This is a genomic window from Pseudomonas sp. SWRI99, from assembly GCF_014270125.1.
GTDB lineage: Bacteria > Pseudomonadota > Gammaproteobacteria > Pseudomonadales > Pseudomonadaceae > Aquipseudomonas > Aquipseudomonas hamedanensis.
In genome coordinates, this window is the sequence record NZ_JABWQR010000002.1 from 112,368 (window position 1) to 126,498 (window position 14,131).

The following is a 14,131-nucleotide window of genomic DNA, read 5'->3' on the forward strand; positions in this document are numbered from 1 at the left end:
ACGGTCCGGCCGGTCGTGCCTGCCGCTTTCGTCACGGTCAGTCAGGGAGGATTCATGGATAAGTCCCGCGCGATCTCGCATTTCCTTTACTACCTCGAACATCACCCCGCCCTTGCCGGCCTCGACTCGGCGAAGGTATTGCTCGGCCACACTGCCGACTACGAAGCCCTGACCGGCGCCATCGCCGAACAGGCCGGCGAGCATCCGCGCTTTCGCTTCAGCGCGCGACGCCTGGACCTGGAAAGCACCGCAGCGCTGGCCGAGGCAATTGCCGACAGCGATCTGTACATTTTCTTCTACGACTCTTCCACCCTGCCCAACCCACGCCCCGACGGCCCGGAGTTCGTCCGTGCACTGCAAGCGGTGATGGCGGACAACTGGAAGAAGTCGCTGCTGTTCAAGGATTACGGCGACTATTTCTACGACACTTTCAGCATTACCCCGCAGCGCATCGCCGGACTCAACAGTCACCTGATCCAGCGCATGTCCCAGGCGACCACGCTGAGCTTCAAGGATGACCACGGCTCGTGGTTCGAAACACCGATGAGCAGCATCAAGAAGTGGACCGACATCAACGGCGTCGGCAACTTCGACCTCGCCCCCGGCGAAATCGCCACCCACAGCGAAGCCATCAACGGCCACGTTAAATTCAAGGGCACCTTTCTCAGCACCATTCCGTTTGCGCGCAAATACGGCGTGCTGGAGTCACCACTGGAGTTGTGGATCGAAAATTCGACCATCAGCCGCATCGCCACCGACGTACCGGGGCTGGAGCATGATTTCAACAAATACCTGGACGCCAACCCGTCGAACCGGCGGATCGAAGAACTGGGGATTGGCACCAATGAAGGCGTGAAAGACCTGTATGCGCGCAATGCCGGGTTTGAAGAGCGGCATTGTGGCTTGCATCTGGGATTGGGCGGTGGCGCCAAGGGCAGCCATCATCTGGACCTGATCTTCTCCGGCGGGGTATTGGCGCTGGATGACAAGCCGGTGTTTGATGGGCGGTTTGTGTTTTAAGAGCAGCGGCAAGCGGCAAGTTTCAAGCTGCAAGCGCAAAGCAAAATCAAGAGAAAAAAAACGCCAACCTCAAGGGTTGGCGTTTTTGCTTCAACTTGCAGCCTGCAGCTAGTAACTCACAGCTGCCTTATTCAGGTTTCTTGCGTCCAAAACCCGGGCGCTGCCCGGAACCGGCCGGTGCGCCGCGGCGCTTGCCCGAGGGCTTGTCGCCGTCGACCAACTTGATCCCCGGACGCTTCGGCGCCGGTTTGGCCGGACGCTTATTGGTGGTGTCAGCTGGACGATCCGCCACCGGCGTACCGCGACCGGCAGGCGCGCCACGTTCGCCACGCTCGGTACGACCGTTGGCTGGACGCGGTGCGCGCTCGCCGTCACGGGCAACCGGCTTGCGACCTGGACGCTCGCCTTCGATCTGCGGCTCGCGGCCCGGACGTGGACCGGTCGGTGTGCCAGCGGCTGGGCGCAAGGTGCGCACGCGCTCGGTCTTGGCCATCGGCCGCGACGATTTACGCTGCATACGCTCCAGCTTGTCCTTGCTCTTGGCGTTCAGTTGCGGCATGGCTACCGGCGTCAGGCCGACTTCAGCACTGAGGATGTCGACTTCGTACTGGCTCATTTCGCGCCAGCGGCCCATCGGCAAGTCGGAGTTGAGGAACACCGGACCGAAGCGCACACGCTTCAGACGGCTGACCACCAGACCCTGCGATTCCCACAGACGACGCACTTCACGGTTGCGGCCTTCCATTACCACGCAGTGATACCAGTGGTTGAAGCCTTCGCCACCCGGCGCCTGCTTGATGTCGGTGAACTTGGCCGGACCGTCTTCCAGCACCACACCGGCCTTGAGGCGTTCAATCATCTCGTCGTCGACTTCACCGCGTACACGCACGGCGTACTCGCGGTCCATCTCGTAGGACGGGTGCATCAAACGGTTGGCCAGTTCACCGTCAGTGGTGAACATCAGCAGACCGGTGGTGTTGATGTCGAGACGACCGATGTTGATCCAGCGGCCTTCTTTCGGGCGCGGCAGTTTGTCGAACACGGTCGGGCGGCCTTCCGGGTCGTCACGGGTGCAGATTTCGCCGTCGGGTTTGTTGTACATGATCACGCGGCGCACCGATTCGGCGGCCTCTTCGCGTTTGATCACCTTGCCATCGATGGTGATGGCGTCATGCATGTCAACGCGCAGGCCGAGGGTGGCGTCTTTGCCATTGACCTTGATCCGGCCCTGGCTGATCCAGGCTTCGACGTCACGGCGCGAGCCGACGCCGATACGGGCGAGGACTTTCTGCAGTTTTTCGCCTGCTGGGCCGATTTCCTGGTCGTCTTTCTGATTGATGTCACTCATCTGGGCACCTCCCGGTGTGGTCTGTTCAGGCGGCGCCTGAAGCATTGAAAACTGTGTTTTCGGGCGAAGGGATCGCCGAAGGGTCGCGAATCATACGCGGATGTGCGCCATCGCGCATCAGAGACTAGCCGATCGATCGACAGTTATTTCTTTTTCCGCCGACCGGCACCGCCAAGTTTGATCAGGCGCAACGCGGCTTCGGCCAGCACCGTGCGCTTGTCGTCCTTGTCGAGCTTCTTCCAGGCCTTGATCTCGCGCTTGCTGCGGCCGCAACCGAGGCAGATGTCGTCGGAGAATTTGCAGAGGCTGATACAGGGGTCCTTGGTTGAACTCATCGCTTTCTCCAGAAAAAAACAGATCCCTTGTAAGAGTGAGCCTGCTCGCGATTGCGGTGTGTCAGTCGACATCTTCTTGTCAGAGACACCGCTATCGCGAGCAGGCTCACTCCTACAAGGGATGGCGGTGTTCTTGTGATCGGGTCAGTCCTCGAATTCGCGCCGTTCGGCTTCGATGGCTTCGGCCAGCGCGCGGGCTTCGGCTTCTTCTTCGCTGAGTTCGGGTTCTGGCTGTTCGAGGGCGGCAACGGCAGCCAGGAGTTTCTCGCGGGCCTCGGCGACACCGAGAATGTCTTCCTCCGATTCGGCGTCGCGCGCGGCTTCAAGTTCAGCTTCAACCACCGGCTCGGTGATCTCGGACTCAGACACCGGCGCTTCGCCATCCGCCGCATCGCGCAGCAAATCGTCGAAGTCGGTCTTGATCCCCTCCTCCATGCTGTCCAGTTCCAGCAGCAAACTGTGGAAACTGGTTTCTTCCTTCTCTTCCTCCGGCTCGGCGCTGGCATCGGCCAGTTCCTGCAGGCTCTGCGGCACCGGCGCGTCGTCGAAATCCAGCACCGGCTCGGCTTCCATCTCACGCAGTTCGGCCAGCGGCGGCAGGTCCTCAAGGTTTTTCAGGTTGAAGTGATCGAGAAACGCCTTGGTCGTGGCAAACATCGCCGGTTTGCCCGGCACGTCGCGGTAGCCGACGACGCGAATCCACTCGCGCTCCAGCAAAGTCTTGACGATGTTGCTGTTGACCGCCACACCACGCACGTCTTCGATTTCGCCACGGGTGATCGGCTGGCGGTAGGCGATCAGCGCAATGGTTTCCAGCAAGGCACGGGAGTAGCGTTGCGGGCGCTCTTCCCACAGTCGACCGACCCAGGGCGAGAACTTCTCGCGGATCTGCAGGCGATAGCCCGACGAGACTTCCTTGAGTTCGAAGGCGCGGCCCTCGCAGGACTTGCCGAGCAGGGTCAAAGCTTTCTTGAAGACCGCCGGCTCCGGCCGCTCGCCTTCTTCGAACAGTTCGAACAGGCGCTCAAGGGATTGCGGTTTTCCCGAGGCCAACAGAAAGGCTTCAAGCAGGGGCGCCAGCTCGCGGGGTTCAGTCAGATTCATGTTTGGACTCGTTATTCGGCTCGGGCTCGCACGTGGATCGCGGCGAACGGCTCATTCTGCACCAGCTCGACCAAGGATTCCTTGACCAGTTCAAGGATCGCCATAAAGGTCACTACCACACCGAGGCGGCCTTCTTCGGCGGTGAACAGTTCGACAAACGGCACAAAACCGCCGCCCTTGAGCCGTTCCAGCACATCGCTCATGCGCTCGCGCGTAGACAGCGCCTCGCGGCTGACCTGGTGACTTTCGAACATGTCGCCACGGCGCAGCACTTCGGCCATGCACATCAGGATTTCTTCCAGCGCAACATCGGGCAACAGCTTGCGCGCCCGCGCTTCTGGCGCGTCGAGTTTGGGCACGATCACATCGCGACCAACCCGACTCAGGCCGTCGATGCCTTCGGCGGCAGCCTTGAAGCGCTCGTATTCCTGCAAGCGGCGAATCAGCTCGGCACGCGGGTCGTCCTCTTCGTCTTCGACGGTTTCGGCGCGAGGCAGGAGCATGCGCGACTTGATCTCGGCCAGCATCGCGGCCATGACCAGGTATTCGGCGGCCAGTTCCAGGCGCACCGACTGCATCAACTCGACATAGCCCATGTACTGGCGGGTGATCTCCGCCACCGGGATGTCGAGGATATTGATGTTCTGTTTGCGGATCAGGTACAGCAGCAAGTCGAGCGGGCCCTCGAACGCTTCAAGGAAGACTTCCAGCGCATCGGGCGGAATGTACAGGTCCAGCGGCATTTCCATGACCGCCTGGCCATAGACCATCGCAAACGGCAGCTCCTGCTGAGCGCCGGCCTGGGGATCGACCACGGTTTCCACTGCGGACATTCAGGCCTCGACCATGAACGGCGTCGGATCGCCGCAACCGACACGGACCACTTCCGGGTCGTCGCCGGTCAGATCGATGACCGTCGAGGCCTTGATACCGCCGAAGCCGCCGTCGACGATCAAGTCCACCTGGTGCTCAAGCAACTGACGCATTTCGTACGGATCGCTGAGCGGATCTTCGTCGCCGGGCATGATCAGGGTCACGCTCATCAGCGGCTCGCCGAGTTCGGCCAACAGCGCCAGGGCGATCGGGTGGCTTGGCACGCGCAGGCCGATCGTGCGTTTCTTCGGATGCAGCAACAGACGCGGCACTTCACGGGTAGCGTTGAGAATGAAGGTGTAAGGCCCCGGCAGATGCGCCTTCAGGATACGGAAGGTGCCGGTGTCGATCTTCGCGTAGTTGCCCAGTTGCGACAGGTCGCTGCAGATCAGCGCGAAGTTGTGCTTTTCATCGAGCTGGCGCAGACGTCGCACACGCTCGATGGCGGTCTTGTCGCCGATCTGGCAACCGATGGCGTAGGACGAGTCCGTGGGATAAACCACCACCCCGCCCTTACGGATGATCTCGACCGCCTGTTTGATCAGGCGCGCTTGCGGGTTTTCCGGATGTATCTGGAAAAATTGACTCACATTCTCTACCTGTTCAGACGGCGGCAATATCTGTGTCATGTTTGAACCGACACCACAGGGGTGGAAGGTCCTCGGGAACCGGCCGGTACTGGCCGATCTCGGACCAGCCGCCAGGGCCATGGAAGTCACTGCCGGCGCTGACCAGCAGACCGAACTCACGGGCAAGGATCGCCAGGCTGCCCACCTGCTCCGCAGGCTGATGGCCGTTGACCACCTCGATTGCGTGCCCGCCTGCTTGAATATAGTCGGCAATCAGCTTCCGGCGCTTGCTGCGGGTGAAATCGTAGTGCCAGGGATGCGCCAGGCTGACCCAGGCACCCGCGGCGCGCAGCGTGCAAACGGTGTCTTCCAGGGTCGGCCAATGCAGCTTGACGTCGCCGAGCTTGCCGGCGCCGAGCCATTTGCGAAACGCCTCGGCGCGATCCTTTACAAAACCTTCACGCACCATCCAGTCGGCAAAATGCGGGCGGGCTGGCGCGTTGCCGCTGTCGCCCAGTTCCTGCTGGACTTGTCGGGCGCCCTCGAGGGCACCGGGCATGCCCTTGAGGGCGAGCTTGCGGCTTATTTCTTCCGACCGTAGCCAGCGGCCATCGTGCAATTTGGCGATGGCCTCGACCAGCGGTGCAGCGTTGACGTCGAAACCGTAGCCCAGCACATGAATGGTCGCCCCGCCCCAGGTGCAAGACAATTCGACGCCATTGACCAGTTGCATGCCCAGCTCGTTGGCGGCCGTACGCGCTTCGGCGAGGCCTTCGAGGGTGTCATGGTCGGTCAGGGACAAGACTCGCACGCCGTTCTCGAACGCACGCGCAACCAGTACCGCGGGCGCCAGGGCGCCGTCGGAGGCCGTGCTGTGGCAGTGCAAATCAACATTCACGGGGAGTTGTAACCTCAAATCAGCCGGCGCTATCGCGCGCCCATATGTTTGTTATTATGCCGACACATCCAGCTTCTGGCTCTCACTGTGAAACAATTCATCGATTTCATCCCGCTTCTGCTGTTCTTCATCGTTTACAAACTTGACCCTCGGGTCGTCGACATCGCCGGGCATGAAGTGACCGTAGGCGGAATCTACAGCGCCACGGCGATGCTGATCATCAGTTCTCTGGTGGTGTACGGCGCGCTGTTCATCAAACAGCGCAAGCTGGAAAAGAGCCAATGGCTGACGCTGATTGCCTGCCTGGTGTTCGGCAGCCTGACGCTGGCCTTTCACAGCGAAACCTTCCTGAAATGGAAAGCGCCGGTGGTCAACTGGCTGTTCGCCGCGGCCTTCATCGGCAGCCACTTCATCGGTGACCGCCTGCTGATCAAGCGCATCATGGGCCACGCGCTGACATTGCCGGACCCGGTGTGGACGCGCCTGAACATCGCCTGGATCGGCTTTTTCCTGTTCTGCGGCGCGGCCAACCTGTTCGTTGCCTTCACTTTCCAGAGCATCTGGGTCGACTTCAAGGTGTTCGGCAGCCTGGGCATGACGGTGCTGTTCCTGGTCGCGCAAGGCATCTACCTGTCTCGTCACCTGCACGACGCCGACACTACAACACCAAAAACCGAGGACTGACATGCTCTACGCCATCATTGCCACCGACGTCGCCAACTCGCTCGAAGCACGCCTGGCTGCACGCCCGGCGCATCTGCAACGCCTGCAAGCACTCAAGGGCGAAGGCCGCATCGTCCTGGCCGGCCCGCACCCGGCCGTCGACAGCAATGATCCGGGCGCAGCGGGGTTCACCGGCAGCCTGATCGTTGCCGAATTCGATTCGCTGAACGCCGCACAAGCCTGGGCTGACGCCGATCCGTATATCGCCGCGGGCGTCTACGCCAACGTGATCGTCAAGCCTTTCAAACAAGTTCTGCCTTAAGAAGCAAGAGAAAACCTGTGGCGAGGGAGCTTGCTCCCGCTGGGGTGCGAAGCGCCCCCAGTTTCAGGACTGCTAAGCAGTCCAGCGGGACGGTGCGACGATTCGACAAGCTCCCTCGCCACAGTTTCATCATGCGCCATCCCTCTGCATGACTCGCAGCACTGAACCTTCTCGCTTCTCACCCATCTCAATCGCTCATTATTCTCGTTTGCCTGCCGACAACCTGCCCAATATCCATTTGGAAACAGGTGTCGCGATGCGCAAGGGTCCGTTGTGTCTGATGTTGCTCACGTTGTCGATCATGGCGCCCGCCCATGGTGAGGAAACCACCGAGGGTGGCAGCTCCACGCCATTGTCGCTGAGTGCCGGCAGTCAGATCACCGAGTTGCAGCAGCGCCTCAAGGCCAGCGAGCAGCAACGCGAAGAACTGAACAAACAACTGCAAAATGCCGACAATACCCGCGAAAGCGCCCAGCTCGCCCGGCTGCGCCAAGAGAATCAGCGCTTGAAGCTGCAACTCAAGGAAGCCCAGGCGAGTCCGTTGCCGCGTCTGCTGACCGATCAGCAGCAGTGGTTCGTCACTGGCGCTGGAGTAGCGCTATTGGCGCTGCTCTGCGGTATCTTTGCCAGTGGTGCAAGCCGAAAACGTCGGCAGTGGCTAAATTGAGTGAGTCATGAGCGAGCTGTTACTGATTGATGATGACCAGGAGTTGTGTGAACTCCTGAGTAGCTGGTTGAGCCAGGAAGGCTTCCAGGTGCGCGCCTGCCACGATGGCCAGAGCGCCCGCAAGGCCTTGGCCGAAACCGCCCCCGCGGCGGTGGTGCTGGACGTGATGCTGCCCGACGGCAGCGGTCTGGAACTGCTCAAGCAATTGCGCAACGACCACGCCGACCTGCCGGTGCTGATGCTTTCAGCACGTGGCGAACCGCTGGACCGTATCCTCGGCCTCGAACTGGGCGCCGACGATTATCTGGCCAAACCCTGCGACCCACGCGAACTGACCGCCCGCCTGCGCGCCGTATTGCGCCGCAGCCACCCGGCCGCCGTGTCGACGCAGCTTGAGCTGGGTGATTTGAGTTTCAGCCCGGTGCGCGGCGTGGTCAGCATCGACGAAAAAGAACTGACCCTGACGGTATCCGAGAGCCGCCTGCTCGAAGCCCTGCTCAAGCAGCCCGGCGAGCCGCTGGACAAGCAGGAGCTGGCGCAACTGGCCCTCGGCCGCAAGCTGACCCTGTACGACCGCAGCCTCGACATGCACGTCAGCAATCTGCGCAAAAAAATCGGCCCCCACCCCGACGGCCGCCCGCGCATCGTTGCGCTGCGTAGCCGAGGCTATTACTACAGCCTCTAGGAAACACTCAGGCCTCTGTGGCGAGGGAGCTTGTCGAATCGTCGCACCGTCCCGCTGGATTGCGCAGCAATCCCTCTGCTGTTGAGGTGGACAGCGAGGCCGCTTCGCTGCCCAGCGGGAGCAAGCTCCCTCGCCACAAAAATGTATTGTCAGGCTGATGACGAAGCGTCTTTACCGAAGCTTTACGCTGCCCTGACCGCCGCTGACCTTGATCTGCGTAATCTGCACTCATCCGGAACGTACCGGGAACGAGACAAGGAGATACACCATGCGCAAGACTCTTATCGCTCTGATGTTCGCTGCCGCTCTGCCAACCGTGGCCATGGCCATGCCGCAGGATGGCGGTCCGCTGGGTGGTCCGCTTGACGGCCCGCGCCACGGCGGTCAGATGCACGGCGGCATGCACGGCAAAGGCCCGTACAGCCAGCTCGACCTGTCCCGCGAACAACGCGAGCAGATCCGCAAGATCATGGGCGAGCAGATGCATGAGCGTAAGCAGGTGGTCGACAAGTACCTGGAGAAACTCTCGCCGGCCGACCAGAAAGCCATGAAGGACGAGATCGCGGCCAACCACAAGAAAGCCGAGGCCGATGTCCGCGCATTGCTGAAACCTGAGCAACAGAAGCAGTTCGACGAGATCCAGAAGAAACGCGCCGAACGCCGCGCCGAATGGGCCGAGTTCAAGGCCTGGAAAGCGCAGCAGGCACAAAAGGCGCAATAATGCGTTAACCCTAGGCCCGACGGCTCACCCCGTCGGGGCTGTTTCCACCGATCCAACTGTAGGAGTGAGCCTGCTCGCGATAGCGGTGTGTCAGACAAGCATTAATTGACTGACCCACCGTTATCGCGAGCAGGCTCACTCCTACAATGGTTTTTGTGTTGTCTGAGGAATTTCTGTGCGTTCACTGTTCTGGCGAATTCTCGCAAGCTTCTGGCTGGCCATCGCTCTGGTAGCCGGGCTGTCGATTCTGCTCGGGCACATGCTCAACCAGGACGCGTGGATTCTCAGCCGCCATCCAGGCCTCAACACACTCGCCGCGCAGTGGACGCAGACCTACGAAACCCAAGGCGAAGACGCCGCGCAAGACATCCTCGAACAACGCAAACGCCAGTACCACATCGACGTTCAAGTGCTCAACGAAACCGGCGATCCGGTGGTCCGCGGTACCTTCCCGCGTCGCGCCGCTGCCTTCGAAGCGCGGCAGAATAACGATGACCGTCGCCTGCCGTGGCGGCGTCTGACCGACGAGTTCACCAGTGCAAAAACCGGTGACACTTATTTGTTCATTTATCGCATCCCGCATCCGGAGCTTGATTCGTGGCACCGCGAAAGCCTGCTCTGGCCGCTGAGTGCACTCGGCATCGCCTTGGTGGTACTGACCCTGTTCAGCTTGCTGGTGACCCTCTCCATCACCCGCCCGCTCAGCCGTCTGCGCGGCGCGGTGCATGATCTGGGGCAAACCACGTATCAGCAGAACAGCCTGGCGAAGCTGGCCAACCGCCGTGATGAGTTCGGCGTACTCGCGACCGACTTCAACCGCATGGGCGCGCGCTTGCAAAGCCTGATCAGCAGTCAGCGCCAATTGCTGCGCGACGTGTCCCATGAATTGCGCTCACCACTGGCGCGCCTGCGCATTGCCTTGGCACTGGCGGAACGGGCCAGTCCTGAAGAACGCGAAAAGCTCTGGCCACGACTGACCCGCGAATGCGATCGCCTCGAAGCGCTGATCAGCGAAATTCTGGTGCTGGCGCGGGTCGATGCCGACAATGCCAGCGCCGAAGACGTGGATTTGAACGCGCTCCTCGCCACGCTGCAGAAGGACGCACAACTGGCGTCGCCGGAACAGGTCGTGCAACTCAATGCCGAGCCGCCACTGAACCTCAAGGGCTGGCCGACGATGATCGAACGCGCCGTCGACAACTTGCTGCGCAATGCCCAGCGTTTCAACCCGCCGGATCAGCCGATTGAACTGCAGGCCTCACGCCAGGGCGAGCGGATAGTCATCAGCGTGCGCGACCACGGGCCCGGGGTGCAGGCCGAGCATCTGAGTCAGTTGGGCGAGCCGTTCTATCGGGCGCCGGGGCAAACGGCGGCCGGCCACGGGTTGGGACTGGCGATTGCCAAGCGGGCGGCGGAACGGCATGGCGGCACCCTGACGCTGGCCAATCATCCGCAGGGCGGGTTTGTGGCGAGTCTGGAGTTGCCGCTCATACCCGGGGTTATCGTCCAGCCTGAGCAAGCCCTGTAGGAGTGAGCCTGCTCGCGATTGCGGAGTGTCAGCCGGTGAAGAAATGACTGACACACCGCAATCGCGAGCAGGCTCACTCCTACATTTGATTGGGGATATCAGGTCTTGACGGGCCAGGCGCTGACGAATTGCGCCAGGTCGACCTTCTCCGCCACGCGCGGCTCCTTCTGCGGCGTGCCGAGGTACAGAAACGCAATCACCTCCTCGTCCGCCGCCAGTCCCAAGCCATTGGCGACATGCTTCGAATAAGCCAGCTCGCCCGTACGCCACACCGCGCCAATCCCCTGTGCATACGCCGCCAGCAGGATCCCGTGAGCCGCGCACCCGGCGGCCAGCAGTTGCTCGGCCTTCGGATATTTGACGTGTTCCTGCAATCTGGCGATCACCACGACCACCAGCGGCGCACGCAACGGGCCATTGCGGGCCTTGTCGATCATCGCTTCGGTGACTTCGCCTTCCTGCATTTGCGCAGCCTCGGCCAGCAACTCGCCCATCTGCTCACGCGCCGCGCCTTCGACGGTCAAAAAGCGATACGGCTGCAAGTGGCCGTGATCCGGTGCACGCATGGCCGCCCGGAACAGGGCTTCGCGCTGCTCGGCAGTCGGGGCCGGTTCGACCAGTCGGGGAACGGAAACACGGTTGAGCAACGCGTCGAGAGCCTGCATCGGCCACCTCCTGAAAAAAATGTGCGGCTATTCTAGCTTTAACTGCGCACCGCCTGCCGGTTTACATGCCCTGCCCCACAGGTAGAATGGCGCCCTTCCCACATCAGCCCGAGCGGACTCCATGGCGTTGCCGACCTTACGGATCATTGGTTTTATCATCGGCATCTTCCTGATCACCCTGGCTGTCGCCATGGTCGTGCCGATGGCCACCCTGGTGATTTTCGAGCGCACCAGCGACCTGCCGTCGTTCCTCTGGGCGAGCATGATCACTTTCGTCGCCGGCCTGGCCCTGGTGATTCCCGGCAGACCCGAACACATCCACCTGCGCCCGCGGGACATGTATCTGCTGACCGTCAGCAGTTGGCTGGTGGTGTGTATCTTCGCCGCGCTGCCGTTTCTGCTGACCCAGCACATCAGCTACACCGATTCATTTTTCGAAAGCATGTCCGGCATCACCGCCACCGGGGCGACAGTGCTCAACGGCCTCGACAACATGTCGCCCGGCATCCTGATGTGGCGTTCGTTGTTGCACTGGATCGGCGGCATCGGCTTTATCGGTATGGCGGTAGCGATTCTGCCGCTGTTGCGCATCGGTGGCATGCGCCTGTTCCAGACCGAATCCTCGGACCGCTCGGAAAAAGTCATGCCGCGCTCGCACATGGTGGCGCGGCTGATCGTGGCGGCGTACGTCGGCATTACCATTCTCGGCAGCCTGGCGTTCTGGTGGGCGGGGATGAGCCCGTTCGATGCGATCAACCACGCGATGTCGGCCATCTCCACGGGCGGGTTCTCGACGTCCGACCAGTCGCTGGCCAAATGGACGCAACCGGCGGTGCACTGGGTGGCGATTGTCATCATGATCCTCGGCAGCCTGCCGTTCACCCTGTACGTGGCGACACTGCGCGGCAACCGCAAGGCGCTGATCAGGGATCAACAGGTACAGGGTTTGCTGGCGATGCTGCTGGTGACCTGGCTGGTGCTCGGCACCTGGTACTGGTGGACCACCCAACTGCATTGGCTGGAGGCGCTGCGGCATGTGGCGCTGAACGTGACTTCGGTGGTCACCACCACCGGGTTTGCCCTGGGCGATTACAGCCTGTGGGGCAATTTCTCGCTGATGCTGTTCTTCTATCTGGGCTTTGTCGGCGGCTGCTCGGGATCGACCGCGGGCGGGATCAAGATTTTCCGTTTCCAGGTCGCCTATATCCTGCTCAAGGCCAACCTTAACCAACTGATTCACCCCCGCGCGGTGATCAAGCAGAAGTACAACGGCCACCGCCTCGACGAAGAAATCGTGCGCTCGATTCTGACCTTTTCGTTTTTCTTCGCCATCACCATCTGCGTAATCGCCCTGTTGCTGTCGCTGCTCGGCGTGGACTGGATGACGGCATTGACCGGCGCCGCCAGCACCGTCTCCGGCGTCGGCCCGGGTCTGGGCGAAACCATCGGCCCGGCGGGCAACTTCGCCACGCTGCCGGATGCGGCCAAGTGGATCCTGTCGTTCGGCATGCTGCTCGGGCGACTGGAGATCATTACCGTGTTTGTGCTGTGTATTCCGGCGTTCTGGCGTCATTGATCGTGCCCGGCGCCTGCAACAGCCGCGTCCGGTAATCGCCGGGCGTGGTGTTGAACCAGCGGCGAAAGGCACGGAAGAAATTGCTCGGATCGGCGAACCCCAGCAGGTAGGCGATTTCCAGCAAGGTCATGCCCGGTTGCGCCAGATACTGCTCGGCCAGTTCACGCCGGGTGTCATCAAGCAACTGCTGAAAACTTGTCCCCTCCTCTTGCAAGCGTCGCTGCAGAGTGCGCTGGGACAGGTGCAAGGTCTGCGCCACGGTATCGCGCTTGGGTTCGCCCTGAGGCAGCAGCCGACAAAGCACCTGTCGCGCCTTGTGGGTCACGCGGCTTTCGGAAAACCGCGCCAGGTATTCCCCGGCAAAACGGTCATGCAGCAGCGCCATCGCCTCATTGGCCGTAGGCAGCGGCGCCTCCATGTCGGCCCGTTCGAAAATCAGCGCATCGTACGGCGCGCTGAAGGTCATCGGTGCATGAAAGGCTAGCTTGTAAGGTTCCAGGTCAGCCGGTTCATCGCCCTGCATCAAGACTTTCACCGGGTGCAACGTGCGCCCGCTCAGCCAGCCGCAAAGCGCCAGGGCGCAGGCCAGTGACGCTTCGGCACTTTGCCGGGTCGGCGGCAGATGATCGCCGTGAACCGTCAGGATCAAGCCATACCCTTCATCGAGCAGGCGAAAACTCAGGTCGGCACTTTCGGCGATGATGCGCTGATAACGCACCAGCCGTTGAAAGCCTTCGGCCAGGGTGTTGCTCGACATGAGCGCATAGCCGGCGACATGAAACGACGCCGGTCGCACCACTTTGCCCATGTTCAGGCCGATCGCCGGGTTGCCGGACAGGTCGACCGCGCGTTGCCAGAGTCGGGTCATGGAGTCTTGCGGGAAGCGCGCGTCCGGATCATCCAGCGCTGCGTAATCGAGCCCCAGTTGCTTGAACAGAACCCGGCAATCCAGGCCGTCCATCTCCAGCGCTTTGACAATCCCCATCGCCCAGCTTGCAGAAGTCGTTCGTTCGCTCATGGCGTCTTATTCTTTTACATGATGGGCTGCATCTTGCGAGCCGATTTGCGAAGGATACTAAAGTGGCGCCGATTGTCACTGGCCCACCCCCATGATCACTCTAGACTCAAATAAGCTACCCGCCGCACAACTCGTCGCC

The 14,131-nt window shown here is 61.5% G+C and carries 16 protein-coding genes; 8 read left to right on the forward strand and 8 right to left on the reverse strand.

From position 1 onward, the window contains the following. Nucleotides 1-54: 54 nt before the first annotated feature. On the forward strand, nucleotides 55-1,020 hold the full coding sequence (locus HU743_RS02135; protein WP_186646608.1) for a leucyl aminopeptidase: 966 nt from the start codon (nucleotides 55-57) through the stop codon (nucleotides 1,018-1,020). A gap of 127 nt (nucleotides 1,021-1,147) precedes the next feature. Here the strand turns inward: HU743_RS02135 and rluB are convergent, their stop codons facing one another. The 6 genes from rluB to HU743_RS02165 all read right to left on the reverse strand — a co-directional run bounded on the left by rluB (nucleotide 1,148) and on the right by HU743_RS02165 (nucleotide 6,147). After that, nucleotides 1,148-2,368, reverse strand: a complete 1,221-nt coding sequence (gene rluB, locus HU743_RS02140) for a 23S rRNA pseudouridine(2605) synthase RluB (RefSeq protein ID WP_186646609.1) — start codon at nucleotides 2,366-2,368, stop codon at nucleotides 1,148-1,150. Between the two features lie 143 nt (nucleotides 2,369-2,511). Continuing rightward, nucleotides 2,512-2,703 (reverse strand): DUF1289 domain-containing protein, encoded by a 192-nt coding sequence (locus HU743_RS02145; protein ID WP_016771121.1) that lies wholly within the window; start codon nucleotides 2,701-2,703, stop codon nucleotides 2,512-2,514. Between the two features lie 144 nt (nucleotides 2,704-2,847). After that, nucleotides 2,848-3,807 (reverse strand): SMC-Scp complex subunit ScpB, encoded by a 960-nt coding sequence (scpB, locus tag HU743_RS02150; RefSeq protein WP_186646629.1) that lies wholly within the window; start codon nucleotides 3,805-3,807, stop codon nucleotides 2,848-2,850. 11 nt (nucleotides 3,808-3,818) lie between these two features. Next, on the reverse strand, nucleotides 3,819-4,517 hold the full coding sequence (locus HU743_RS02155) for a ScpA family protein (RefSeq protein ID WP_172828192.1): 699 nt from the start codon (nucleotides 4,515-4,517) through the stop codon (nucleotides 3,819-3,821). A 123-nt stretch (nucleotides 4,518-4,640) separates the two neighbouring features. After that, on the reverse strand, nucleotides 4,641-5,270 hold the full coding sequence (locus HU743_RS02160) for an L-threonylcarbamoyladenylate synthase (RefSeq protein ID WP_038363745.1): 630 nt from the start codon (nucleotides 5,268-5,270) through the stop codon (nucleotides 4,641-4,643). A gap of 13 nt (nucleotides 5,271-5,283) precedes the next feature. Further along, nucleotides 5,284-6,147 carry a PHP domain-containing protein gene (locus HU743_RS02165; RefSeq protein ID WP_186646631.1) on the reverse strand — a complete coding sequence of 288 codons (864 nt, stop codon included), beginning with the start codon at nucleotides 6,145-6,147 and terminating at the stop codon, nucleotides 5,284-5,286. A gap of 87 nt (nucleotides 6,148-6,234) precedes the next feature. On the opposite strand from HU743_RS02165, the gene HU743_RS02170 reads away from it, so the two are divergent. The 6 genes from HU743_RS02170 to HU743_RS02195 all read left to right on the forward strand — a co-directional run bounded on the left by HU743_RS02170 (nucleotide 6,235) and on the right by HU743_RS02195 (nucleotide 10,733). Further along, nucleotides 6,235-6,831, forward strand: coding sequence for a septation protein A (locus tag HU743_RS02170; protein ID WP_186550800.1), 597 nt, complete (start codon nucleotides 6,235-6,237; stop codon nucleotides 6,829-6,831). Between the two features lies 1 nt (nucleotide 6,832). Then, nucleotides 6,833-7,132 (forward strand): YciI family protein, encoded by a 300-nt coding sequence (locus HU743_RS02175; RefSeq protein WP_186636519.1) that lies wholly within the window; start codon nucleotides 6,833-6,835, stop codon nucleotides 7,130-7,132. Nucleotides 7,133-7,388: 256 nt separating this feature from the next. After that, nucleotides 7,389-7,799 (forward strand): translation initiation factor 2, encoded by a 411-nt coding sequence (locus HU743_RS02180; protein ID WP_039761083.1) that lies wholly within the window; start codon nucleotides 7,389-7,391, stop codon nucleotides 7,797-7,799. Nucleotides 7,800-7,806: 7 nt separating this feature from the next. Beyond that, nucleotides 7,807-8,484: a response regulator transcription factor gene (locus tag HU743_RS02185; RefSeq protein ID WP_016771129.1), complete on the forward strand. Its 678-nt coding sequence runs from the start codon at nucleotides 7,807-7,809 to the stop codon at nucleotides 8,482-8,484. 268 nt (nucleotides 8,485-8,752) lie between these two features. Further along, nucleotides 8,753-9,205, forward strand: a complete 453-nt coding sequence (locus HU743_RS02190) for an LTXXQ domain protein (protein WP_186646633.1) — start codon at nucleotides 8,753-8,755, stop codon at nucleotides 9,203-9,205. Nucleotides 9,206-9,380: 175 nt separating this feature from the next. After that, a complete protein-coding gene (locus tag HU743_RS02195; protein ID WP_186646635.1) occupies nucleotides 9,381-10,733 on the forward strand; it encodes an ATP-binding protein in 1,353 nt (450 codons plus the stop codon). Nucleotides 10,734-10,831: 98 nt separating this feature from the next. On the opposite strand, the gene HU743_RS02200 is transcribed toward HU743_RS02195, so the two are convergent. Continuing rightward, nucleotides 10,832-11,398, reverse strand: coding sequence for an NAD(P)H nitroreductase (locus HU743_RS02200; RefSeq protein WP_186646637.1), 567 nt, complete (start codon nucleotides 11,396-11,398; stop codon nucleotides 10,832-10,834). Nucleotides 11,399-11,519: 121 nt separating this feature from the next. Here HU743_RS02200 and HU743_RS02205 point away from each other — a divergent pair, with 121 nt between their 5' ends. Beyond that, entirely contained in the window at nucleotides 11,520-12,974 is a 1,455-nt protein-coding gene (locus tag HU743_RS02205) for a TrkH family potassium uptake protein (protein WP_186550814.1), read from the forward strand. Here HU743_RS02205 and HU743_RS02210 read toward each other — a convergent pair. Continuing rightward, a complete protein-coding gene (locus HU743_RS02210) occupies nucleotides 12,931-13,992 on the reverse strand; it encodes an AraC family transcriptional regulator (protein WP_202883675.1) in 1,062 nt (353 codons plus the stop codon). The two genes, HU743_RS02205 and HU743_RS02210, sit on opposite strands and share 44 nt — an antisense overlap. Nucleotides 13,993-14,131 lie beyond the last annotated feature (139 nt).